We start from the raw sequence: 24,811 nt of genomic DNA on the forward strand, positions 1-24,811 counted from the left end.
ATATGATTTTTTAATGTGTTTTTATGTTTCATTCCTATTCTGCTTTTCGCTAATTTAAATCTCTCCTTTTTAGTTAACGGTACAAATGTACCTACATGCTTAATTCTTTAGAAAATTTTCTCTAACTGCGCCTTGCTCAAGGGGATTAATTGCTGTAACAATGATGTTACCTGTGAGCTAACAAGATGTTGGTTGTAATTCCTAAAACAAAGAATCCAGCAGGGTACGGAGAGCTAAAATGAAAATTGTTAAAAATAGTTTTAACAAATCGGCGCTTGCTTTGGGGGTGGCGTCGGCATTGAGTTTGTTAATGATCCCAAGCGTTAATGCAGTATCTTTTAATTGGGGAGAGGTTGAGGGCACATTTGACTCAACTTGGACTGCTGGTGCGAGCTGGCGTGTAGGGGAGCGCGATTGGGAAGGTCAAATTGGTAAGGTTAATCAACCCCAATTCGATTGGTCTAATTACAGCGCATTTGGCAATACTAAATACACTTCTGCTGAGATTTGGGCCCAGCCCGGATCGTATTCCAGTAACAATGACTTAAGTAATTTACTTTATTCTCAAGGCGATACTACGTCCGAAATCGTTAAAGGTTTGCATGAATTGTCATTGAAATACAAAAACTACGGTTTATTCGCCCGTGGTATGTATTTCTATGATCGTAAACTCAATGACGGTAATTATGATTTTAATGATCCGATAACGGGCAAAGAGTTTGACCCTTGCGAAGATAACCGTGCTTCAGAAGTTCAATGTAAAGATATTCGCTTACTCGATGCGTTTGTGTATGGCAACTTTGACCTCAACGATGGCGCTAATCCATTATCTATTCGTGTAGGTAATCAAGTGGTGTCATGGGGTGAAAGTACACTGATTGCCCATGGGATCAGTGAAATCAACGCCGTTGACTTGAACATACTTAACGCGCCTGGTGCTGAACTCAAAGAAGCGTTCAGACCGCAAGGTATGGTGTGGGCTTCCCTTGGTTTGACGGATTCATTAACGGTAGAAGCATTCTATCAATATGATTGGCAACCTATTTGGGTTCCAACACCGGGTTCTATTTTTGCGACTAACGATTTTGCGGGTTTCGGTGGTTACGCTCAAAACGCTCAGCTTGGGTTTAATGCTAACCCTGACATCAATTTAGACTTTGTGATGCAAGAATACGAGCGTTTAGCGGGCATGATTGCCAGCGGCCAATCTATTCCGACACAGCAATTGGTTTCTATGGCCTTAGCCTACCCAACAAAAGTGACGCTAGTGCAGGATGAGGCTGAGCCAAGCAATGATGGCCAATATGGTATTAAGCTGGGTTATTACGCGCCTTCACTGGGTGAAACCGAATTTGGTTTTTATTTCATGAATTACCATAGCCGTCGTCCGCTTATCAGTGGTACTGCCGCCGATTTTAGCACGGGTGCACTTTTGTCTGATCTGGCGACCATAGGTCAAAACTCGGGTAACATTGATCGTGAATTGCTGCTCAATTTGAAGAGTTTCTCTAAGGCGCAAATCGTTTATCCAGAGGATATCAAGCTTTACGGTTTCAGTTTCAATACTTTGGTTGGTGATACCTCTGTCGCGGCTGAAATTGCCCATCGTCAGGATGAACCACTGCAAATCGATGACGTAGAATTATTGTTTGCAGGTATGCCACAGCAGTTAGCTAACGCTGGTCTTCGTCCAGATCTCGATGGTATTTCACAGATTAAAGATGTTAAGCCGGGTGAAACCGTGGATGGCTTTATCCGTCTTGATACCACTCAGGCGCAGATGACTTTCACCCATTTATTTGGTCCAACGTTAGGTTTAGATAACTTGACTATGTTGGCCGAAGTGGGTGGTGTGTGGATCCATGATATGCCAGGTTTTGATGAGCTACGTCTCAATGGTCCTGGTACGTCACGTTCTGGCGGCAACCCAGATATGCCCGGCATCATTCAAGCCTTGCACAATGGTCCTGAAACTAACCCGTTCCCAACCGACTTTGCTTGGGGATACCGTTTAGTTGGAAAGGCGGATTTCAACAACGTATTTGCTGGGGTCAATATGTCTCCACGGGTGATTTTCTCCCATGACGTTGATGGTATTACACCTGATCCTATGTTCCTGTTCACGGAAGGGCGTAAGTCTGTCGCGCTAGGCGTTAACTTCGACTATCAAAACCGCTGGGGTGCAGATATCTCCTATAACAATTTCTTTGGCGGTGTCGGTACGACGAATGCGATGGCAGATCGTGATTATGTTTCATTCAATATCAAGTATTCGATCTAAAAGGACTCAAACAATGAAGAAACTGACGATATTGGCGAGTGCAGTCATGCTGGCGTTCGCAGCGCCAGTCGCTATGGCTAAGATATCAGAAGCTGATGCGGCAAAACTTGGCAATGAACTTACCCCTTTAGGTGCTGAAAAAGCAGGTAATGCTGATGGTTCTATTCCTGCGTGGGATGGTGGTATCACTAAGCCTGTGGCGGGTTATACCAAAGGGATGCACCACCCAGATCCTTTCCCTGAGGATAAGATTGAATTTACTATTACCAATGCTAACAAAGCGCAATATAAAGATTTTTTAACGCCGGGTCAGATGAAGTTGTTCGAACTTTATCCTGATACCTACAAGATGAATGTGTATAAGACTCGCCGTAGCGCCTCTGTACCACAGTTCGTTTACGATGCGACTAAAGTTAACGCGACTCGTGCTGAACTGATTGCACAGGGCAATGGTATTTCTGGCGCGGCTATTGGTATTCCATTCCCGATCCCTGCAAATGGTTTAGAAGCAATTTGGAACCACATTTTGCGTTTTCGTGGTATCGATATCGAAACTTCCCGTAGCCAAGCTGCACCGACAGCCGATGGTAGCTATAGCTTAGTCGAAACGGCTGAGGAAATTCGCTTCGAATATTCTCGTCCAGAAATTACCTTAGATCAGCTTAAAGCCAGCAATACGCTGTTCTACTTTAAGCAAGTGGTGACTCAGCCTGCACGTTTAGCAGGTACAGCCTTATTGGTTAAAGAAACCATGGATCAAGAGGCGCTTCCCCGCCAAGCTTGGACCTATAACACAGGTCAACGTCGAGTACGTAAAGCGCCGAACGTGGCTTTTGATACACCGGGTACAGTGTCAGATGGTCTGCGTACGACAGATGATTTCGATATGTTTAACGGCTCTCCAGTGCGTTACAACTGGGAACTGGTAGGCAAAAAAGAAATTTATATCCCGTACAACGATTACAAACTGCATTCGGATAAGCTGAAATATGACCAAATATTGAAACCTGGTCATGTGAATCCTGAATACGTTCGTTGGGAAAAACACCGCGTATGGCAAGTGAGGGCGACGCTGAAAGATGGTATGCGCCACATTTATAAAGTGCGCGATATGTACCTTGATGAAGATTCATGGCAAGTGTCAATCGCCGATCTCTACGACAACCGTGATCAGTTGTATCGTGTGGCCGTTGCGCATGGCTTGAATTACTACGAAGTACCTGCACAGTGGGATACTTTAGAAGTCTTCCATGATTTGCAATCCCGTCGTTATCTCGCCATGGGCTTAGACAACCAAAGTGGCATGTATAACTTCGATGCCAAACTGACTGAAGCTAACTTTACCCCCGATGCATTGCGTCGTGAAGGTATCCGTTAATAGGCCACGTACAAAGGGGCGCTTAGCGCCCCTCATTAGTTTAAGGAAGTTTGTATGTCGTTTCGCATCCTTCAGTGTGTCGCTGTATTAAGTTTCGGTGGCGCTTTTTTTCCTTCTACGTTATCTGCAACGCCCTCTGATCCGATTTTTTCTCAAGTTCAACCTCTTGCTGTTTCATCTTTGATTTTAGATATTGCCAACGTAGGCGCAGGTTTAGTGGCTGTGGGTGAACGTGGTCATGCTCTGGTGTATGACGGCAGTTGGCATCAAGTGGCAACGCCCGTGAGTTCACAGCTGACCAAAGTCTTTTTCCTCAATGAAAAACGCGGTTGGGCTGTAGGTCATGATGCAACCATTTTACAGACTCAGGATGGCGGTCAAACTTGGCAGCAGCAGATGCATTCGCCCGAGATTGAAAAGCCATTCCTCGATGTGGTGTTTTTAGACGAAAACAATGGTATTGCCATTGGTGCTTACGGTTTGTTTTATCGTACCAATGATGGCGGTGCCCAGTGGCGCGAGGAGTTCCATGAGGAGCTTTTAGCTGAAGAAGATGTGGCTTATTTGGCGGAGTTAAAAGGCAGCGATCAATCGGCCTATTTGAGTGCGCGCGCTTCATTATTGCCGCACTTTAATCGTATTTTAACCTTAACCGATGGACGTTTATTATTGGTTGGCGAGCTGGGCTTAGTCGCTGTTTCTGGCGATCAAGGTAAAACATTTACGCGTACCAATTTTGATTACGATGGTTCTATGTTTAACGCCGTAGAAACGAAAAATGCTGTGTATGTGATGGGCCTTCGCGGTCATATATTCAAAGCTGATGTGAGTTTAAGCCAATGGAATCAAATTGAACTGCCGGTGCAATCCTCAATCAACGGTGCCATGGTTGTTTCTGACGACGCGCTATATTTAGTGGGAAATGCGGGGATAGTGATCAAGCTAAATGAGGATGACACTAGCAGTATCGTGACTCGTCGCCAAGGAGAAAACTTAGTGTCTATTGCGAAGGATAATCAAGGGAATATGTGGTTATCCGGCAGCCAAGGGCTGTTTATTCTTAAGCCATAAAATTTTAAAACTACAATAAATAACAGGGCCGAGAAGATGTTAGAAAAACTGGTCAACGGATTTGAGTCATTTTTGTTTCGCAATCGCGCATGGGTCGTCGGCATTTTTGTGTTTTTGACGTTGTTTTTTGGCTATCAGGCCAGTCAACTCAAAATGGATGCGGCTTTTATCAAAAATATTCCACTGCAGCACAGTTATATGCAGACCTACCTGAAACACCAAAAAGATTTTGGTGGTGCCAACAGCATCATGGTGGCGGTTGAGGATACCAGCGGTAATATTTTTAATGCTAACTATTTTGATACCTTAAAAAATGTGCATGATCAGCTGTTTTTTATTCCAGGGGTTGACCGTGCGCAGGTGAAATCAATTTTTTCGCCTTCCACTCGTTTTACTGAAGTTGTTGAGGATGGTTTTGCTGGCGGGCCTGTTATTCCAGCGGATTTTTCAACTTCAGTGTCTGGGTTAGAAACGGTTCGCGATAATATTGAAAAAGCAGGGATTGTCGGCCGATTAATTGCTAACGATTACAGTGCGGCTATGGTGTCGGCTCAATTAATGGATTTTGATCCACAGACGGGTAAACCGCTTGATACCATTGCTTTTGCTGCACAATTAGAAAAAGAGCTTAGGGGCAAGTTCGAAACCGATAAGGTTAAAATTCACATCATAGGTTTCGCCAAAATGGCCGGGGATGTGGCTGATGGCGCTAAGGGCGTGTTGCTGTTCTTCGTGATCGCGATTTTGGTCACTGCCATCATGGTTTACCTCTTTTCTAAATCCATCATCTTGACCATGCTGCCACTGGTCTGCAGTTTAACGGCTGTGGTCTGGCAGCTTGGTTTATTGACTGTGATAGGTTTCGGTCTCGATCCTATGTCGATTCTGGTACCGTTTTTAGTCTTCGCCATCGGTGTGAGCCACGGGGTGCAGATCATCAACGCTGTACGGCGTCGAGTGCTCGACGGGCAAACGACAAAAGCGGCTTCGGCGTCGGCATTTCGTAGTTTATTAGTGCCGGGTGGTGTGGCATTACTGTCCGATACTGTTGGTTTTATTACCCTGTTATTTATCGATATTGGGATTATTCGCGAGCTGGCGATTTCTGCCTCGCTCGGTGTGGGCGTGATCATTTTCACTAACCTTATCCTGTTGCCTTTGGTGATTTCTTTTACTGAAATCAAAGTCAATAAACACGCAGAACCAACTGCTGAAGAAGTGCGAACTGAGGCTATTTGGCGCTTCATGGCGCGTTTTGCGACGCCTAAATATGCTGTGGTAGTCATTATTGCCACTGTGGTGTTGTATTTTGTGGGTTTGCAACAAGCCAATCAGATGAAGATTGGTGACTTACAGGGCGGCGCGCCAGCGTTACATCAAGATTCGCGTTATAACCTCGATACCTTCTTCATCACAGATCATTTCTCTATCACCACAGATGTGATGACTGTGATTGTTGAGGCAGCACCTGAAGCCTGTACTTACCACGATGTGCTCACTCAAATTGATCAGTTTGAATGGTTAGTACGCAATACCTCTGGGGTGGAGTCGACTGTGAGTCTGGCGTCAGTCGCTAAAAAAGTGAATGCAGGCTTCAACGAAGGCAATCCAAGATGGGAAGTGTTGCCGCGTACAACGGCGAGCTTAGTACAGGCCATTGGCCAAATTCCCACGACTTCAGGTTTATTAAATGGCGATTGTTCTGTCATGCCTGTGTATCTGTTTATGAAAGATCACAAGGCCGAAACCATAGAAACTGTGGTCGCTAAGGTTAAAGCCGTCGCCGCGAAAATGGACAACGAGAAGTTGCAGTTTAAACTGGCGTCGGGTCCTGTGGGTGTAATGGCAGCGACTAACGAAGCGGTGGCCGAGGCGCAGTTACCTATGATGATATACGTCTATGGTGCAGTGTTTGTACTCTGCTTAATCAGCTTTAAATCTTTTAAAGCCACTGTGGCGGTCATTATTCCGTTATATGTCGTGTCGACACTGGCACAAGCCTTGATGACTCAGCTCGATATTGGCTTAGCTGTCAGTACCTTACCTGTCATTGCACTGGGGGTTGGTATTGGTGTGGATTACGGTATTTATATCCTCTCGACTATGTCGTCTAAGCTATCAAATGGTATGCCAGTGCAACAGGCTTACTATGAGGCGTTGGTCGAACGGGGTAGTGCGGTGATCTTTACGGGCCTTACATTGGCGATTGGTGTCAGTACTTGGTTCTTCTCGGCACTTAAATTCCAAATGGACATGGGAATATTGTTAACATTCATGTTTGTGGTAAATATGCTCGGTGCCATAATTATCCTACCTGCATTGGCCGCCATTTTCTGGCGCCAACCTAAGTAGAGTCTACAAATGGGGAGCTAAGCTCCCCATTTACTTTTGAATACTTAGTCTGCTTTATCGATTGTTTGGTCATTTGTCATTCCTTGTTTACGCCAATACTGGATTTCAAGAGGATGTACCACTAAAATTTTCCTCGAAATACAGCGGTTTTAGTAATAAACTTCGCGCGACGATCTAGATCACATTAATTTATCTGCGATTGTTAAGCCGAAGCATCCAAATAATGAAAAAAGCGCTGCCATAGACGCTTAAGGAAACAGCAACATGGCCTTGAAAGATGCAATGCCTTCAGTACTACTTGAAAATGTAGTCAGTTTAATTCACGCTAAAGTCCCTAATTCACAAGCCAAGCAAGTTGAACAGTTCGCCACCTGCCTTTATGCCCACATGTCGAAAGACGATCTCAATGCGCGTAATGACAGTGATTTATACGGTGCGGTTCTCAGTTTATGGAACGCCCTGAACAAAACGCCAAAAGGTAACACTCATCTAAGAGTGTTCAATCCTAGCCAAGCCAAACACGGCTGGCAATCGACTCACTCGATCATTGAAGTTATCCAACCTGACATGCCATTCTTGGTCGATTCAGTTGGTATGGCATTGAAGCGAATGGGTATTACTGCTCACATGATGTTGCACACTCCACTGGCGATTGAGCGTTCAGAAAGTGGTGTGACGAATGTCACTTATCTTAATCAGAGCCCTGAAAGCACTGAGCATGTCGCCGTATTTTTGATTGAAATTGACCGTCAAAGCAGCACGGTCGATATCAAAGCATTAGAGCGCGAAATTCAGTCTGTGCTTGCCGATGTCGCTTCATCAGTTAACGACTGGGAAGTCATGTCTGCCAAGTTGGCTGAGATGATCAAGGAATTGCCAAAACGTCCGTTCCCGGGCGATAAGCAAGAGTTAGAAGAAGCGATTAACTTCCTGACTTACTTGAATAATCATCACTTTACGCTATTAGGTTACCGTCAATACGATTTGAAACGTGTCGAAGGTGACGTTGAGTTAGTGCCTAATATCGCCTCTAGCTTAGGTTTGATGAACAAGCACACTAAAGCGCAACCTGAGCAAGGTTTGTTGTTATCTAGCTTCTCCGATAGTGCCCGCAAAGAAGCCTTAGACCACAGCTTACTGATCCTCACTAAGAGCAGTGCTAAGAGCCGCGTGCATCGCCCAGCTTATGTCGATTATATCGGTATTAAGCGTTTCGATAAGAAAGGCAATGTGATTGGCGAAGATAGATTTATCGGTTTATATGCGTCAAACCTGTATAACCGTAGCCCACGTGAAATCCCACTGCTGAATGAAAAAGTGCAGCGTGTGTTAGATCGTTCAGGCTTGACCCCACGTTCACACGACTATAAAGCCCTGCTAAACATCCTTGAGAATTTACCTCGTGACGAGCTAATTCAAGCCAATGTTGATGATTTATCGCACATGGCTCATGGCGTGTTAGAAATGCAAGACAGAGACAAGCTGAAACTCTTTGTACGCAAAGATGGCTTTGGCCGTTTCTTATCCTGTTTAGTGTACGTTTCTAAGGATCGTTACAACACTAAACTCCGCCAAGATACTCAACGTATTCTGGCCCAGCACTTTAACAGCAAAGAAGATGTAGAGTTTACGACTTATTTTTCCGAGTCGACGCTAGCCCGCACTCACTACATAGTCAAAGTTGATAACAATAATATGGATGTAGATGTGGCTGCCATAGAGAACAACTTAATAGAAGCGGCACGTTCGTGGGAAGATAAGTTAAGCACTGCGCTTAACAGTGCACTCGGCGAAGAAGCTGGCACTCATCTGACTAAGCGTTATTTCAATGCGTTCGAGCAAAGCTATAAAGAAGACGTATTGCCAAGTTCTGCCGTCGTCGACATGCAACAGCTCGAAGCACTGGATGATGAACACAAGCTCGGCATGTTGTTCTATCAACCGCAGGAAGCTGCGCTGAACGACAATAAAGTGCGTTTAAAGCTATTCCATAAAGATGAGCCTATTCATCTTTCTGACGTGCTGCCAATGCTCGAAAACTTTGGTCTGCGCGTGATCAACGAGCGTCCATATGAAGTCACGACTTCAGACGGTTCTACCTTCTGGATCTTAGACTTCTTGATGACAGTTAAAGTCGTCAACACAGATAACATCGCTGATAGCCAAGATAGATTCCAAACTGCACTGTCACAAGTGTGGCAAAAGAAGTTAGAAGATGACGGCTTCAACCGCATTATTCTGGCATCTGGTTTAACTGGCCGTGAAGTCTCTGTATTGCGCGCTTATGCGAAATACATGCGTCAAATCGATGCGACTTTCAGTCAGTCATATATTGAAGAAACCTTCGGTCGTTACCCACAAATCGCTGATTTGTTGGTGAAGATGTTCATCCGTAAATTTAACCCTAAACTGAAAACCCGTACTCTGGGCAAGTTTTTGGAGCAGATCAATTTACGTTTAGACGAAGTGTCTAGCTTAGATGATGACCGTATTATTCGTCGTTATTTAGACTTGATTAACGCCACTCTGCGTACCAACTTCTACCAACTGGATGCCAAAGGCGAATCTAAGAGTTATATCTCGTTTAAATTCATGCCTTCACTGATCCCTGAAATGCCACGTCCACTGCCGAAATTCGAAATATTCGTTTATTCGCCACGGGTTGAAGGTGTGCATTTACGTTACGGTAAAGTGGCTCGTGGTGGTCTGCGTTGGTCAGATCGTCGTGAAGACTTCCGTACCGAAGTATTAGGTCTGGTAAAAGCACAGCAAGTGAAAAACACTGTGATTGTGCCTGTGGGTGCTAAAGGTGGCTTTGTTTGTAAACAATTGCCAACTGAAGGCGGCCGTGAAGCTTTCTTCACCGAAGGTCAAGAATGTTACCGCATCTTTATCCGTGCATTGCTCGATATTACCGATAACATTTTGAACGGTGAAATCGTCCATCCATTGGATGTGGTTCGTCACGATGAAGATGACCCATATTTAGTGGTAGCAGCCGATAAAGGTACAGCGACATTCTCTGATATCGCGAACTCGATTTCCCTCGAATACCGCTTCTGGCTCGGTGATGCATTCGCATCGGGTGGCAGCAACGGTTATGACCATAAGAAAATGGGTATCACGGCCAAAGGCGGCTGGGAATCGGTTAAGCGTCATTTCCGCGAAGTTGGTATTGATTGCCAAACCACAGACTTTACCTGTTTAGGTATAGGTGACATGGCGGGCGACGTATTCGGTAACGGTATGTTGTTGTCTAAGCACACTAAACTGGTTGCAGCCTTTAACCACATGCACATCTTTATCGATCCAAATCCGGATACGGAATTAAGTTATGATGAACGGGCGCGTTTATTCGCTCTGCCACGTTCAAGCTGGGAAGACTACAGCAGCAAGTTGATTTCTAAAGGTGGCGGTATTTTCCTACGTTCATCTAAATCCATTCCATTATCGGCAGAGATGAAGCAAATGTTGGCCACAGAGAAAACCTCTATGACCCCAACTGAGCTGATGAAAGAACTGTTGAAAATGCCAGTGGATTTGATCTGGAACGGCGGTATCGGTACGTATGTGAAATCTTCACGGGAAACCCACGCTGAAGTCGGCGATCGTGCCAACGATGCTCTACGTGTCAACGGTGGCGAACTGCGCGCTAAGATAGTCGGCGAGGGCGGTAACTTAGGTTGTACTCAGTTAGGTCGTATTGAATATGCGTCTAATGGCGGCCGCATCAACACTGACTTCGTGGATAACGTTGGTGGTGTGGACTGTTCAGACAACGAAGTGAACATCAAGATTTTGCTGAACGCTATGGTGACTGAAGGTGAACTGACGCTTAAGCAGCGCAACCGTTTACTGGAAGAAATGACTGAAGAAGTCGGCCAAATCGTACTACAAGACTGTAAAGATCAAACTCGTACCATCTCTGTGACTCAAGTGCGCGGTGCTGAGCAGTTAAAAGAGCAGATCCGCTTTATCCAGTACCTGGAAAAAGAAGGCAAGTTAGACAGAGCGTTAGAGTTCTTACCGTCTGACGATGAGCTAGCTGAACGTTTAGCCAGTGGTCGTGCATTAACGCGCCCAGAGCTATCAGTATTGGTTGCTTATGCGAAAATGGTGCTGAAAGAGCAATTAGTGACGCCAGAAATCACTGAAGATACTCTGTTAAGCCAACTGCTTATCGCGTATTTCCCGAAAAAACTTCAGGAAAAATACAGCGACAAAATGGCAACCCATCCACTGCGTGGCGAAATCATTGCGACCTCACTCGCCAATGAACTCGTCAACGACATGGGCTTGAATTTTGTTCAACGTATGCAAGATGAGACTGGTGCCTCAGTTGCCGACGCGGCAATTTGTTACACTATGGCTCGCGAAGTATTTGGTTTAGCTGAATTAACTAAATCGATCACTGACTTAAACGGCATAGTTCCGGCTGTGGTTCAAGGTGAAATGCTGCATCAGTTACGCCGCAATATGCGTCGTGCTAGCCGCTGGTTCCTACGTCACCGTAACCGCTCTTGGAGCATCGAACAAACCGTTGCCTTCTTCAAACCGGTATTTGAACAAATTAAAGATAATGTTCATTTATATCTGGTCGAAGAAGAAGCGAAGGGTATCCAATCTGAGATCAATGCTTTGGTCAAAGAAAACGTACCACAAGCTGTTGCAACGATTGTGGCTAACATGAGCACCTTGTTCTCTGCCTTAGACATTGCCCAAATTGCGCAAACAGAAGATAAGACAGTGGCATTAGTGGCTGAAACTTACTTCAAACTCGGCGCCCGCGTTGAGCTGCACTGGTTCTTAGAACAGATCAGCGCTCAACCTGTAGCGAACCATTGGCAAGCACTGGCTCGTGCCGCCTTTAGGGAAGAGTTAGATTGGCAACAACGTGCATTGAGTTCAGTGGTCTTAAGAACCTGCAGTGCAACCTGTGATGCCGAAAGTGTGATTTCTCAGTGGATTGAGATAAATCAAGGCTTATTGGAAAGATGGTTCCATATGCTAGCTGACTTTAAAACGTCGCAAATCCATGAGTTTGCTAAGTTCTCTGTCGCCCTACGTGAACTTAACCTTCTGATCCTTCATTGCGAAGGCCAAAAGTAAACTTATTATAACAATCAGAAGCCCTGGCGATCGCCGGGGCTTTTTTTAGGTCGAGGAAAGTACATGTTTTATAAAATCGCACAGAAAGTCATGTTTCAGATGGATCCTGAGCGAGCTCACCATCTTGCTATAGGCAGTTTAAAAATGACCGCCAATAGCCCGTTAACGTGTCTATATGGACAAACGATTGCACCCGCTCCTGTCAGCTTTATGGGGTTGACCTTTCCTAACCCAGTGGGACTTGCTGCCGGTATGGACAAGGATGGCGAATCGATTGATGCCTTTCATGCGATGGGATTTGGTCATATTGAAGTGGGTACAGTGACCCCAAGACCACAGCCTGGTAACGATTTACCCCGTCTATTTAGATTAAAGCCTGCCAAAGGCATCATTAATCGCATGGGGTTTAATAATAAGGGGGTCGATAATCTGGTCAAAAATTTGATCGCTAAAAAGACCAATATCATGGTTGGCGTCAATATTGGCAAAAATAAAGACACGCCAGTAGAACAAGGTAAAGACGATTATTTGATCTGCATGGATAAAGTTTATCTCCATGCGGCTTATATTGCGGTGAATATTTCATCACCCAATACCCCAGGATTACGATCGCTACAATATGGCGATCTATTAGATGAATTATTGAGCGCAATTAAAACTAAGCAACTTGATCTGGCCGAAAAGCATAAAAAATACGTGCCCATCGCGCTTAAAATTGCTCCAGATTTAACCATCGAAGAAATTGAAAATATCGCGCAAGCTTTGATTAAAAACAAATTTGATGGCGCAATTGCGACCAATACTACTTTAACACGTGATGGTGTTAGCGGTCTTGCCAACGCCAATGAAAGCGGCGGGTTAAGTGGCAAACCCTTAACAGAGCTGTCTACTAAAGTGATTAAGCAATTGGCGATTTGTTTGAAAGGGCAGATCCCGATCATCGGTGTGGGCGGTATTAATAGCGCTGAAGATGCCTTAGCCAAATTCGATGCGGGCGCCACTATGGTTCAGATTTATTCGGGTTTTATTTATCAAGGTCCGAAGTTAATTAAAGAAATAGTAAATGCATACCGCTTGAAATAATGATCTTAGGATTAATATAACGATCTAAAATAAGATCTTATTCTTTAACAGCGATCTAAAATGATCCTTAGATCGCTGTTAAGATCCTACAATAGATCGACTAAGTAACTGTTAAATAATTTGTATTTTATTATTTTTATTTTGATATTGGATAAAATATCTACTATTATGTCCCAGTGTTCAAATATTGGGTCACCGTTATGTTATTAATGCCGCAAAAAGATTGGCAATGGAAATATAACGATTCGTATGGTGTATTAGGCGTATCGTTAGGTTCCGAGATAGAATTTCTGACGTCTTATAAAGCAAAATTACTCATTCCAGATGCCTTATCAAGCATGGAATTTAATATTGCGCACGCCAAATTCTATATGAACTTACTCGATAGATTGCCTAAAACCCTGTCTTTGTCCGATGCCGCTATTGTTCAAATTGCGCTCAATGCCACCGCAGCCCATTTTATGCTGACACCACAAATGCCTAAATCATGGTTTTTTGATACCAGTGATGTCTGTGTTTATAGCGATGTAGGTAAAGTCTTTGAGCTAAAATGCCAAAAGCAAAGAGTACTCGCCCTCGTGGTTGAAAATACCCTACAGTCCGCGCTAGTGATGTTATTGTCACCTGAATGTGTGTTGTCGGGCGCTAAAACCATGGTGCAGTTTGAGACCATCAAAGTGATGCATAATCGCTTACACCCACTACGTGCACAGCGCCACGTGGTTGCGGCATAGCTCATCATTGGTTTTTGATATTAACCACTTACCGATAATTCGTGAGTCTTAGTTTTCTCTATTTGGCCCTGCTTTTAGTATTAAACTCACTACGCAGTCTGGTTTGCCATGGTATTCACTCGTCGACTCGCAGCCAGTCCGTCCTTGGATGCTCGACCGCCCCGTCCATGGGGCGGACGGTCGTCTCGTCAATCACCATGGCGCACCTTTCAGCATTTGCGTAGTCTGTAGATGCAAAAGATTAGAGATTACATTTAACGGTGATTTGTTTTGATTTTTAGTGTTGTCTGTGGAGCGCTAAAAGCAAAAAATCTGTGGGTGTTCGGTCTTTTCGATGTATATAGCATTTATAATCAACAAGTTATTTTTTGACAGCTTGAGATAATAGGTTTGAAAAAACGCGCATGAGTGTTTTTCCTGATGGCATATCTAAACAAAAGCTGATAAGTTCCTTTTATTACAGTTAGTTAACCATGCGTGTTTTTACTGGTCTAATGAGGTAAACGCGCAGCGCATAAATATTAAGACGTTATAACGCAAGTTCAAGTCGGAGTTGAGATGAATCAACAAGAACTGTTGAATTACATTAGAGATGAAGTTGCCAAAGCCGCTTTAGAAAAAAATAAAGACGGGGTTAACATGTATCTTGTAGTTAAGTACGCTGACCAACTTAAAGATATCAATCCCATCGAGTTTTCTTTAGCCATTGGCCGCAATGAAAGTTATAAGACTGAATTTGCTAAAGGTTTAAAATTGGCTCAAATAATCAAAGAGCGTGGTCTTTAGTCGTTGCGTTATAACAAGCGCCAGCACAAACGCGCCCTTCGGGCGCTCGACTCGCAACAAGTTGCTCGCGTGTGTGGCGGGCGTTATGTGTTTTGGTGAGCCATGGAAGACTTTATTTCTTTAATAGCCAGAGGTGTTTTTTGGCTTTTCGTTGAAATGTTTTTTTATAAATTATGTTACGTTGTGGGTTACTACTCTTTACGCCTTATCTCGGCGGGAAAGCACCCCAAGTATGAGCTTGAATTGCATGAAGAAGTTGAAAACTATCTATGGGGAAATTCTTTGGTTTCGCTCTTTGGGCTGCTACTAATCGCATTTACTATAGGAGTACTTTTACATTGCGTAATTTGAGAAAACACATAACAAACAAAGGCAAGGCGACGCATACCGCGCGCTTGCTTTGAGCGTTATGTTTAAAAGGAAGTTTGAGTGATTTTATACAAATATTATGGATATGAATCTGGGTTGGCAGCTTTGAAAAGTCAATGCCTAGGCTTTAGGGAACCTCGCTACTTTAATGACCCCTTTGAGCTCTCTGCTTTGTCACATGTTTCTGAAGGCGATGCTGATATTCTTGAAAAAGTGAATGAAATAAGAGATTCAGTAGTCATTCTTTCGCTAACTAGGACTCCTTTAAATCCACTAATGTGGGCGCATTATGGTGATGAGCATAAAGGGTTCGTAGTTGGCTATAAAGTTGATACCGGCTTTTTTCAAGACCCTGAATTTAGTTTGGTTCCAATAGACGAAGGTGATGTTTTCTATACAAATACGAAGACACCATTGAATGTTTGTAAGGATAAACTTCACAAAACGTGGCTAGACACGTTAGGGGCATTTGACAGTCCACAGGAAAAACTTGAATTTAACAAATTATCTCGGAAGTTATTTCTGACAAAGCACTCTACGTGGGTGTATGAGGAAGAGGTAAGAGTAGTAAAACCCAAAACGTCATTCTTTATGACTTGTGCGGATTTTCAATCACACCCTTTTCGCTCATTTAATTCTTTAGACAATGTTCCGGGATTACGTATTTATCACCAGCAACATACAATTTCAGAGGTATATTTTGGAGTGAGAAACCCCTTACTTAGTGAAGGTAATGGTTCTGATGAATTGTATGAACTAGCTAATAGAGAAAACTGGGGTCTAAGTAAAATCGTGCTTGATGACAAGTCGTGGTCTTTGAAGTCTAGCGTCTTAGATAGTGCTGAAATGCTGGCGAAAATTTAAACATAACAGAATTTAATAAGACACCCATTGTTAAATTTGGTTACCAGTATACACAGGGGTCGATGAGATTAAGCATACTTACGGAAGTGACCGTTCGTGACAGGGATGTCACGGTCGAGCCTATAGGGATATATTTACGGCGTATCACTGGAATGAGTGTGCTTAATCAAACTCCATAGGCAATTTAGTAAGACACCCATTGTTAAATTTGGTTACAAGTATACGCAGGGGTCGATGAGATTAAGCACAGTCATGGAAGTGACCGTCCGTGACAGGGATGTCACGGTCGAGCCTATAGGGATACTTCTTACTAGGTAACAGGACGGCGTGTCACTGGAATGAGTGTGCTTAATCAAACTCCACCAACAAAAACGCCTGCGATTGCAGGCGTTTTGTTTATGTCTATTCGTTTTGCTTTTACGCGCTAGAGCCTTAGAAAGCGGACTACTTTTTAATCCATTTGCCTTTGGCATCTTGCACATAGTTGCCTTTATCGGTGGCGGCTATGGCTTTTTCACCGGCGAGTTTAGCGACGTCGGCGGGGGAGAGTTTGTTCTTCTTGGCGATGGTTTCGTAGTGGGCGCGACGTTTGTTATTTACGTCGTCCATCACGGCTTTGGCTTCGGGATTGGCTTGCACTAATCCTAAGTAGCCGTTGGCTTGTTCGCCTAAATAGCCCTGTGATTTAGAGCAATTTAATAAGACACCCATTGTTAAATTTGGTTACCCAGTATACACCGGGGTTGATTAGATTAAGCACTGTCATAGAAGTGACCGTCCGTGACAGGGATGTCACGGTCGAGCATACACGGATGTACTTGCTGCGAGTCACTGGAATGACAGTGCTTAACTAAACTCCATCAAATAATCTAAAATCTAGATCCTCGTTCAAAGGTATTGGCTAGCAAATCATTCCCTTTATCGACCACCAATGAAAACGCCTGCTACTGCAGGCGTTTTGTTTATATTTATTCGTTTTGCTTTTACGCGCTAGAGCCTTAGAAAGCGGACTACTTTTTAATCCATTTGCCTTTGGCATCTTGCACATAGTTGCCTTTATCGGTGGCGGCTATGGCTTTTTCGCCTGCGAGTTTAGCAACATCGGCTGGGGAGAGTTTGTTCTTCTTGGCGATGGTTTCGTAGTGGGCGCGACGTTTGTTATTTACGTCGTCCATCACGGCTTTGGCTTCGGGATTGGCTTGCACTAATCCTAAGTAGCCGTTGGCTTGTTCGCCTAAATAGCCCTGTGATTTAGCTTCTTGAAGTGACATAGCAAAGGCGCTTAGGCTTAAGAAGCTGAGGGTTAATAGCAATAATAACTTTGTTTTTAGTCGGATTGATTTCATGGTGATTCCTCAATTCTTATTTAATTAGAACAGCTTATCGTCTGACAGGAGTTGGTCTAATTCCTTATCTACTTTGATCCGTATCTCATGTTCAATTTTCACATTGAGATTGATAACGATAGGTTTATCTGGCGGTTCTATTTTGACTGTGGGCGTACAGCCCTGCAATGAGGCTAGGGCTACCAATGCGATAAGCGCGCTTCGGGTACCTATGCTAATTTGCTGTAATTGAATTATCTTCACTGAGGTTTCCTTGTTACTTCACTGATTTTTCGATTCTGTCCTGCAAGTCATTACCAATTTGCAGACTTCTAAATAATTGCAGCATGTTCTCTTCGTGGGAGTAATTCAAGTGGATTGGGCGTTCAATCCCTTCACCGCGGCCTTTTACTTCGACGAGTAGTTTAGCATCACCAGCTTGCTCCATATCAAAGCTGCTTGATAATTGGCTGTATTGTAAGTGTTCTAACGTCGAAAAGACAAAGTCTAGATACGGTTGGGATTGGCGCATCTGCTCAACGGCGGGGTTGCCCGAGATAGCGATGAGGCCGCCGGGTGCGCGCGCGGCTAATTGCCCGCCAGTGATCGACACTTTGCCGTTGATTAAATCGACGGGCAACACGCCATCGAATATACCGTCGGCATAGATGCCAATTTGTGGTTGAATGCGCAGGACCTCTTCCAGACTCATGGCCTGCAGCAGCAGATAGGCATGGGATTTATCCTGCAATTTAAGATTAAATTCTGGCAGCAGAAACTGGCCGCTGAGCACTTTGCCTTTGGCGGTCATGGAAACATCGGTGTCACTTAAGCCTGTGAGTTGTTGTATCCAATTGTCGGGCAATTTCTCGGCATCTTTGCCAAGGGCGATATCGGCTTCCACTTCGATATCGGTCAGTGGGAAGCCTGGATCAAATAAGTTAAAGGTCATCAGCGTCTGCGGGCAATTGAGCTTACTGAGGCTGCTAAAATAGCCTTTATCCTGTGGCTTGTTATGAGACTCTTTTTTATAAGATTGCCCCCAAGTGAACTCACATTGCGCTTGCAGTTTTCCCCCCTCAAAAATGATGTCTTTATAAAAGCCTTCAAGTTCTGTCATCGATTGAGTTATTTGCATGGCAAATTGGGTCTGATCGCGCTGTTGGGTTAAATTAAACTGCGCCTGTAATTGGTTATTACCTGTGACATTAAGCTCAGATGGTAAGGGTTGGGTTTGATTGAGCAAGGCTAGCGCCTCGGTCATGCTAGTGTTGACTACCCATTGGCCCGTTAACACTAAGGGATTGTTCGCGGTGGCAAGATTCAACTTGTGTTGGCTTTGCAGCTCAACAGTGCCCACTTGCCAGTGCTCATCACCAAAGAGCGTGTTATTTTTCCAATCTAAGCTTTGTGCCAGCGTTAACTTGTCCAGCTTGAGTACGGTTTCTTTGCGGCTGCGGCCTTTGCTGCTGAGCTGTTTTTCGATATTAAGCTGACTTGCTTGCCATGCGAGTTGATTACGCCAAGTGGTAGCGCGTAGTGAGTCGAACAGCGCTTCGATATCGGGTTTAAGCTCAAATGACATGGCTTTTTGTAATGCAATCGAGAAACTGCCCGCATTCATATCGGTTTTCGTTATGATGCTAGTGCTAGCATTTTTATCAGCATTAGCCTCAGTGACTACATCATCTGTCACTAAAGTCTGTTTGGTCTGCGAAAAATACAGTTGCTCCAGTGCTAAGGTTAAAGGTGGTATGGCAAGGGTTAACCTGTTTGCGGTATCAGATGTGGGCACTGAGCTTTGCGCTGGACTGACTTTCTGAATGCTAGCGTTTTGAATACCAGAACTCTGAGTATGAGTGCTTTGCTGCGAGCTTATGTTCAGCGGCGCGAGGGCATTTATCGCGATACTACCAAGGCTAAACTCTGCATGCTTAGCCGCATTTTTATTTTGCATGCTAATACGCTTAAGCTCACCCACGGCGAACTGTAGCGTGTTGCCAGTATTTTGTTTTGTTGATTGAGTCAGTTCAGTCGATTTGGTAGCGGCAGTGATAAATTGCCAATCGGTTGAACTTGGCGTCTGAACTAAGTTAAATGTGCCTGCTGTCGTTAACTGACTATTATTCCAGCTAAAATCCTGCGGCGGATTTGTCCACAATTCAGATAATTGCATTGAGCTGGTTTGCCTCGTACTAAGGCGCCAATCTGTTTTGAAGGCCAGTGCTTTGGTTGATTTTGTGATTTCAACATTGGCCAAATCGACTTGGGTATCGAGCTTACTGCCTAAGGTCTTAAGCTTCACTTGAGGAAGTTTAATCGCAAGGGGATTAGCTAAGTGCACATCTTGCGGAATTTGAGTCAGCGGATAGTGCAGGGCTTCAGGCAATGTCAGTGCGATCCCCACAGGTGTATCTGTACTTTTGAGCCCCGATAGTAGCTTAGCGATTTGACTCGCTAGCGGATCAGGCACTTGCTCCGCTATCGGTTGAGATACTGGTTCAGATACTGACTGAGATGAAGGTTTAGCCAGCGTCTCATCGAGCAGTTGCATCAATCGCTGTTGCTGGGCGGTATTGGGGCTCACAGCTAAGCTAAAGGGCTCTAGTTTTAGGTCAAGTTCAGTTACATGTCCGGCAATTTTAAATGCTAGCTCAGGTTTAGGTGCAAGTTGCAGTGCAGCCAACTGATTAAAGGTCAGCTTTGGCTCGATTAACTGATGCTCACTGATAAGTTCGCCTGAGGTTAAAGTGATACTGCTGTTGGACACCAATTGACCTTGTAGATTAATCGCTAACGCTTGCCATTCATTATCAAGTTCAGTTAACGGACTAAGTACACTGTCTTGCGCTTGCCTCAGGCTGATTTGATGCAAGCTCGCAAGCAGCGGCGCGAGTGCAATTTCGCTCGCAAGTTGCCACTTGTTAGCTTCGAGTGTTGCTTTAAGTTTGGCGATGCTTTCACCTGCATGGCTAAATTCGCTGTTGATTTCCCCCGCGCCGTTGAGGCTCAACTTGTCCATCACCAAACGATAGGCGGGTAAATCATTTTGGGTGTTGAGATGCTGGGCTTTGAGAATTAGGCTGGTTTTACCTATATCAATAAGTGGTAATGATTTGATATCTAAGGCCAATGCGGGGCCTTGTTCATCGATGGCATTCCGATTGGGTAAAAACAGTGATTGCCCTAACTCGACCTCAATATCACCTGTGGATATTTGGGTGATTTTTTGAGTGAGGTAAGAAGCTTGGCTGAACTGTTTAAGTTCGGCAAAATTTTGCGGCCAGTCAAGTTTTAGCTGAATATTCAGATCATTAAGTCTGATATGGCTATCATGCACCCTCAGATTGGCAGAGGTAATTCGCCAATGTTCTAACTGACTTTTCCCTAATTCAATGTCAATCAGTTCGCTGTCCATACCTGTGAGGGCAAAATTTGCCGCCCGTATGATGAGTTGTTCAGCCTGGGTATTCACAATCCAAACAGTTAACGCCACGCCCGCCAAGATGCCCGTTAAGCTGGTCGCCAATAAGGTTTTTTTTAGGGGGAATTTACGGCGATTTTGCGCAGCAACATGAGTATCTGTTCCAAAACCTAAAGCACCACTGCGAGGGCCTGCGGATATTTCCGTTGCCTCGTGCTGAAGTGCCTTGCTATCAGAGGCATTGCCACGGCTTGGCTTGTTGTGGATTGGCATTGGGTTTGATATTTATCCTTTATTGACTGAGCCCTGATCAAACTCGTGCCTTAGCAGTGCAAAAATACACGAATGTGTATATTTCATTGGCACTTTTACTTTGTTCGGTTACTTCGGAGCTTTTATATCGCGCACGAGCACCTGAGGCAGTTTAACACTCAAGGGCTTAGCTGACTAATGTGAAAGGATCATTGAATAGACAAGAGCCTGATGTCAATAGTTGAGGTTTTACAGGCTCTTGTACTTAATCTGTTATTCGGGCTAGCTAACTTTTAGTTCACTCACTCTTGGTGAGTGAATTGCGGCTAGCTAAATATCTGGGCGGCGATCACCACAATTCCGCAAAGTGTGGCGAGCATTAAGGCTAACTTGCCGCCCGCAACGCGGTAACCTGTTGGCATATTGGCAGCGTCTCGCATCTGGCGTTGTGTCCACACCATGGCCACAGGTAAAAAGATGGCGAGGATCACCAGCGCAATCGCCGCGTAACCCAGCGCTGTGATAAAACCTTGAGGGTAGAAGAGGGCAAAACCTAAGGGCGGTAAAAAGGTGATAGCCGCGGTTAAGCTTCGACCTGTTGCATTATCTTCTTGCCTTAAGCTTGAGGCCATAAAATCGAACAAACCTAAACTCACCCCTAAAAACGAGGTCGCAAGGGCGAGATCGGCAAATAGACTTATAGTGCTACTTAAGTATTCACTGTGCAGTACGCTCGCCAGTTGATTGATAAAGCTCGATAAACTCTGGTTTTCGAGCAATTGACTTTGGCTCAATACGCCTTGACTGCCTACTTGCCACAAAAGGTAAATCACTAATGGCAAAGCCGAGCCAAACAACATGATCTTGCGCAGGGCTTTGATTTCAACGCCCAAGTAGCGCACCACTGAGGGAATCGAACCGTGAAAACCAAAGGAGGTAAAAATCACCGGAATAGCCGTGATAATTAGGCCTTGGTTGAGCGGGAGTTCGAGCAAATGTGGGCTTTCAACCTGCGGCAGTAATAAGGCCAACATCAACAATAGTGCTAATAACTTAAGGGCAAACAGACCGCGATTGATGAGATCCACACAGTGGGTTCCCATGCCCACAATGGCGCCAACCAGCAGGGTGAATAGGATTGCACCCGCCTGCGGTGGCAAATTTAGTCCTAGCCAAGTGCTCAGCTTTTGGTTCACTTGCTCGCCGCCGCCAGCAATGTAGGCGGCGCAGAGGGCGTACAGTAAAAACATCAGGGCGCTATTGGCGATCAACTGGCCCTTACGACCCAATAAGCGTTGCGCTAAGTGATTAAGACTGGCATCGCTGGGGGCGAATTGATGGATTTCCACCATTAGCAGCGCCGTGTAAGCCATTAGCGCCCATAGGATGAGCATAATGGCGGAGGAAGTGCCAAAGCCAAGTCCAGCCGATGCGATAGGCAAAGCCAACATGCCCGCGCCGATTGTGGTGCCGGCGATAAGCAGTAAACTGCCGAGAATTTTATTCTGTGTCATAACATGATCTCAAAAGCGTGTCGCAAGAAAAAGAGATAAAGACTTGATCCGAAAGCAACTGTCTTAAAGGATTTTGATGCGATTCAATAATGAAATGATTCAAGCACAAAATGATTTAAGTAAATGAGACAGTGGCGCTCAGCGGATCCGAAAGGATATGGCCACAATGGAAGGTCAGGCGAGGTGCCTATCTATGCACAAACAATCTGAAGATGCTGAAACTCGTATCTTCAGGTAGCTTGGGTATACCCATTGCGGCTACAGATAGGGAGTATAAAATGCTGTGAAACACATAAAACTTGCCTTAGCGTGTGTTGAGTAAACATGGATAACCGCGATTAAATTCGGTTCGATTATCAAAGGTGGCGCTCTCTTTAATCTTTTTTACTTAAAAGACAGTCATTTTATGAGTAGCTTGAACAGCTGCACCTTAAGTCTTTTTGCTGCCGAGACTTAACATCAGCAACGGAGGCTACCATAGGGATTAGATATGTACTTGTCAACCATTACGGCAGTATTTTGTTTGTTTTTTGTCATGTGACTAAGCTGAAAGCCATGCCTAACTCACACTGAGTTTATGGTCAACGAGGAGAAGGAAAGAGGAGTTAGCCACGTTTATCGCGCAATAAAAAATGCCGCAGACTTGGCTCAAGTGTGCGGCATTTCTAGATGTCAGTGACTAGGGTCTGTTGATCTTTGCTGTACAAATGTTGTTCAGCAATACATCGGCAGCCACATTAACATAAACGCCAGTGACACCATACTGGCGTAATTTCTTGCTAGCTTGTCATATCTTGTTGATATTGCTCGATAGTGCTTAATTCTTCCAAAAGCATTCTCCACTAAATGTCGATACCGATATAAGCACCAATCGACTCTTTCTTGAGGTGTATTCTTATAGCGGCGCCTTGGAATAACAGATTTCCCGCCTTTATTTGCGATAAGTTCACGAAAAGCATCGCTGTCATAACCTTTATCTGCAATGACGGTATCAACCTGCTTCAGGTGCTCAATTAAGCTGGGGGCGTGTGTAATATCGTGTTTTTGGCCTTCTGATAATTCGAAATAAATCGGTAATCCTCCGCTGTCGACGGCTAAGTGAATTTTGGTTGAATTACCGCCTCGACTTTTACCAATACTCTCATTACTTAGCGTCGCTGCACCTGCACTGTGCTGGTGAGCCCGCACTATCGAGCCATCAATAAAGACCCATTCTATATCAGCAAGGTTGGCTAAGGCCTTGAATAAATGTGCTAGAACGCCTTTCTTAGACCATAAATGAAACCGTCTAAAGACCGTGCTCCAATGACCGAACTCTTTAGGTAAATCTCGCCAAGGGATACCTGTTCTAAGGCGGTAAAGAATACCTTCGAATGTTTGTCTATGTTCAGGTTTGTCATAAACACGGCCTGTGCTTTTCATTAAATGAAATAGCTTTTCCCAGCGTGCATCGGTTAGCATAAGTCTTGGCATGGCTTGAGGTTATGGTTACTTTTGGCGAAGCAAATTATAACGTCTTGCCATGCTGTCTAAAAATTACTCTCGAAAGATCAACAGACCCTAGTGTGAAATCAGAATCAGTGAGCAGATTATGCTTTATTCTGTAGCGCCTTTTCATGTCTTGCCAGCAGGTTTGCTGTGATGTCACTGAGGCTTAAGTGTTGATCTTCAAGCAATACCAGCAAGTGATAGATAAGATCTGAGGCTTCGTTAACCAGCTCTTCCTTATCGTGGGTCGCGGCGGCAAGGGCGGTTTCAAGACCTTCTTCCCCGACCTTTTGGGCGATACGTTTTGTGCCGCGCGCAAACAAAGACGCCGTGTAACTGGAATCGGCACTTTGCCCTTTACGTGAGGTGATTAAGCTCGCGAGGTTGTTCAAGAAAGGGTGCGCATTGTCATCTAACCAGCAACTTTCGGTGCCTTTGTGGCAGGTTGGGCCGTTGGGGATCACTTGCACTAACAGGCTGTCGTTATCGCAGTCTTTATCGATAGCGACCAACTTTAGGGTATTCCCCGAGGTTTCACCCTTGGTCCACAAGCGCTGTTTTGAGCGGCTGAAAAAGGTGACATCACCTGTGCTCAAGGTTTTTTCCAGCGCGGCCTTATCCATATAACCGAGCATTAATACCTTGCCCGATAAATGATTTTGGATAACGGCAGGAATGAGCCCATCCTGTTTGTTCCAATCCAGCTCATTAACTTGAACAGGGCTAAAATCCGACTTAGTGTTTGTTTGCGTTGACATAGTATTCACTCTTAATCTGTTTG

General features: G+C 44.6%; 16 protein-coding genes. 9 read left to right on the plus strand and 7 right to left on the minus strand.

Going from position 1 to position 24,811, the window contains the following annotated elements; translation table 11 throughout:
- The first annotated feature begins 238 nt into the window (after positions 1–238).
- The 9 genes from RA178_RS10310 to RA178_RS10350 all read left to right on the plus strand — a co-directional run bounded on the left by RA178_RS10310 (position 239) and on the right by RA178_RS10350 (position 16,027).
- Complete coding sequence (locus RA178_RS10310; protein ID WP_105252651.1) at positions 239–2,281, plus strand: DUF1302 domain-containing protein; 2,043 nt, start codon at positions 239–241, stop codon at positions 2,279–2,281.
- Positions 2,282–2,294: 13 nt separating this feature from the next.
- A complete protein-coding gene (locus RA178_RS10315) occupies positions 2,295–3,659 on the plus strand; it encodes a DUF1329 domain-containing protein (protein ID WP_198572303.1) in 1,365 nt (454 codons plus the stop codon).
- A gap of 54 nt (positions 3,660–3,713) precedes the next feature.
- Positions 3,714–4,730, plus strand: a complete 1,017-nt coding sequence (locus RA178_RS10320) for a WD40/YVTN/BNR-like repeat-containing protein (RefSeq protein ID WP_263172001.1) — start codon at positions 3,714–3,716, stop codon at positions 4,728–4,730.
- A 36-nt stretch (positions 4,731–4,766) separates the two neighbouring features.
- On the plus strand, positions 4,767–7,082 hold the full coding sequence (locus tag RA178_RS10325) for an efflux RND transporter permease subunit (RefSeq protein WP_306685292.1): 2,316 nt from the start codon (positions 4,767–4,769) through the stop codon (positions 7,080–7,082).
- Positions 7,083–7,346: 264 nt separating this feature from the next.
- Positions 7,347–12,191, plus strand: coding sequence for an NAD-glutamate dehydrogenase (locus tag RA178_RS10330; RefSeq protein ID WP_306685293.1), 4,845 nt, complete (start codon positions 7,347–7,349; stop codon positions 12,189–12,191).
- Positions 12,192–12,254: 63 nt separating this feature from the next.
- Entirely contained in the window at positions 12,255–13,274 is a 1,020-nt protein-coding gene (gene pyrD / locus RA178_RS10335) for a quinone-dependent dihydroorotate dehydrogenase (RefSeq protein WP_306685294.1), read from the plus strand.
- 200 nt (positions 13,275–13,474) lie between these two features.
- Positions 13,475–14,008, plus strand: a complete 534-nt coding sequence (locus RA178_RS10340) for a cell division protein ZapC (protein ID WP_105252649.1) — start codon at positions 13,475–13,477, stop codon at positions 14,006–14,008.
- Between the two features lie 558 nt (positions 14,009–14,566).
- On the plus strand, positions 14,567–14,794 hold the full coding sequence (locus tag RA178_RS10345; RefSeq protein WP_259579033.1) for an HTH-like domain-containing protein: 228 nt from the start codon (positions 14,567–14,569) through the stop codon (positions 14,792–14,794).
- Between the two features lie 429 nt (positions 14,795–15,223).
- On the plus strand, positions 15,224–16,027 hold the full coding sequence (locus tag RA178_RS10350; protein WP_283628775.1) for a DUF2971 domain-containing protein: 804 nt from the start codon (positions 15,224–15,226) through the stop codon (positions 16,025–16,027).
- Between the two features lie 444 nt (positions 16,028–16,471).
- On the opposite strand, the gene RA178_RS10355 is transcribed toward RA178_RS10350, so the two are convergent.
- From RA178_RS10355 to hisIE, 7 genes are all read right to left on the minus strand, one after another.
- Positions 16,472–16,738, minus strand: coding sequence for a YdbL family probable chaperone protein (locus RA178_RS10355; RefSeq protein WP_306685295.1), 267 nt, complete (start codon positions 16,736–16,738; stop codon positions 16,472–16,474).
- Between the two features lie 299 nt (positions 16,739–17,037).
- Positions 17,038–17,373: a YdbL family probable chaperone protein gene (locus RA178_RS10360; protein WP_106650697.1), complete on the minus strand. Its 336-nt coding sequence runs from the start codon at positions 17,371–17,373 to the stop codon at positions 17,038–17,040.
- A 24-nt stretch (positions 17,374–17,397) separates the two neighbouring features.
- Positions 17,398–17,616: a YnbE family lipoprotein gene (locus RA178_RS10365; RefSeq protein WP_028759774.1), complete on the minus strand. Its 219-nt coding sequence runs from the start codon at positions 17,614–17,616 to the stop codon at positions 17,398–17,400.
- A 13-nt stretch (positions 17,617–17,629) separates the two neighbouring features.
- Positions 17,630–21,049 carry an intermembrane phospholipid transport YdbH family protein gene (locus RA178_RS10370; RefSeq protein WP_306685296.1) on the minus strand — a complete coding sequence of 1,140 codons (3,420 nt, stop codon included), beginning with the start codon at positions 21,047–21,049 and terminating at the stop codon, positions 17,630–17,632.
- Positions 21,050–21,354: 305 nt separating this feature from the next.
- Positions 21,355–22,542, minus strand: coding sequence for an aromatic amino acid transport family protein (locus tag RA178_RS10375; protein WP_306685297.1), 1,188 nt, complete (start codon positions 22,540–22,542; stop codon positions 21,355–21,357).
- Positions 22,543–23,256: 714 nt separating this feature from the next.
- Positions 23,257–24,015 carry an IS5-like element ISSod6 family transposase gene (locus tag RA178_RS10380; RefSeq protein WP_011071076.1) on the minus strand — a complete coding sequence of 253 codons (759 nt, stop codon included), beginning with the start codon at positions 24,013–24,015 and terminating at the stop codon, positions 23,257–23,259.
- Positions 24,016–24,131: 116 nt separating this feature from the next.
- Positions 24,132–24,788, minus strand: coding sequence for a bifunctional phosphoribosyl-AMP cyclohydrolase/phosphoribosyl-ATP diphosphatase HisIE (gene hisIE / locus RA178_RS10385; protein WP_306685298.1), 657 nt, complete (start codon positions 24,786–24,788; stop codon positions 24,132–24,134).
- Positions 24,789–24,811: the final 23 nt, after the last annotated feature.

Source organism: Shewanella oncorhynchi, assembly GCF_030848765.1.
Classification (GTDB): Bacteria; Pseudomonadota; Gammaproteobacteria; order Enterobacterales; family Shewanellaceae; genus Shewanella; species Shewanella oncorhynchi.

Bases quoted from the DNA above. Each gene is read 5' to 3' on its own strand.
- RA178_RS10375 (WP_306685297.1), bottom strand. From the start codon at position 22,542: ATGACACAGAATAAAATTCTCGGCAGTTTACTGCTTATCGCCGGCACC.
- RA178_RS10315 (WP_198572303.1), top strand. From the start codon at position 2,295: ATGAAGAAACTGACGATATTGGCGAGTGCAGTCATGCTGGCGTTCGCA.
- RA178_RS10355 (WP_306685295.1), bottom strand. From the start codon at position 16,738: ATGGGTGTCTTATTAAATTGCTCTAAATCACAGGGCTATTTAGGCGAA.
- RA178_RS10340 (WP_105252649.1), top strand. From the start codon at position 13,475: ATGTTATTAATGCCGCAAAAAGATTGGCAATGGAAATATAACGATTCG.
- RA178_RS10325 (WP_306685292.1), top strand. From the start codon at position 4,767: ATGTTAGAAAAACTGGTCAACGGATTTGAGTCATTTTTGTTTCGCAAT.
- RA178_RS10360 (WP_106650697.1), bottom strand. From the start codon at position 17,373: ATGAAATCAATCCGACTAAAAACAAAGTTATTATTGCTATTAACCCTC.
- RA178_RS10320 (WP_263172001.1), top strand. From the start codon at position 3,714: ATGTCGTTTCGCATCCTTCAGTGTGTCGCTGTATTAAGTTTCGGTGGC.
- pyrD (WP_306685294.1), top strand. From the start codon at position 12,255: ATGTTTTATAAAATCGCACAGAAAGTCATGTTTCAGATGGATCCTGAG.
- RA178_RS10380 (WP_011071076.1), bottom strand. From the start codon at position 24,015: ATGCCAAGACTTATGCTAACCGATGCACGCTGGGAAAAGCTATTTCAT.
- RA178_RS10345 (WP_259579033.1), top strand. From the start codon at position 14,567: ATGAATCAACAAGAACTGTTGAATTACATTAGAGATGAAGTTGCCAAA.
- RA178_RS10330 (WP_306685293.1), top strand. From the start codon at position 7,347: ATGGCCTTGAAAGATGCAATGCCTTCAGTACTACTTGAAAATGTAGTC.
- RA178_RS10310 (WP_105252651.1), top strand. From the start codon at position 239: ATGAAAATTGTTAAAAATAGTTTTAACAAATCGGCGCTTGCTTTGGGG.
- hisIE (WP_306685298.1), bottom strand. From the start codon at position 24,788: ATGTCAACGCAAACAAACACTAAGTCGGATTTTAGCCCTGTTCAAGTT.
- RA178_RS10370 (WP_306685296.1), bottom strand. From the start codon at position 21,049: ATGCCAATCCACAACAAGCCAAGCCGTGGCAATGCCTCTGATAGCAAG.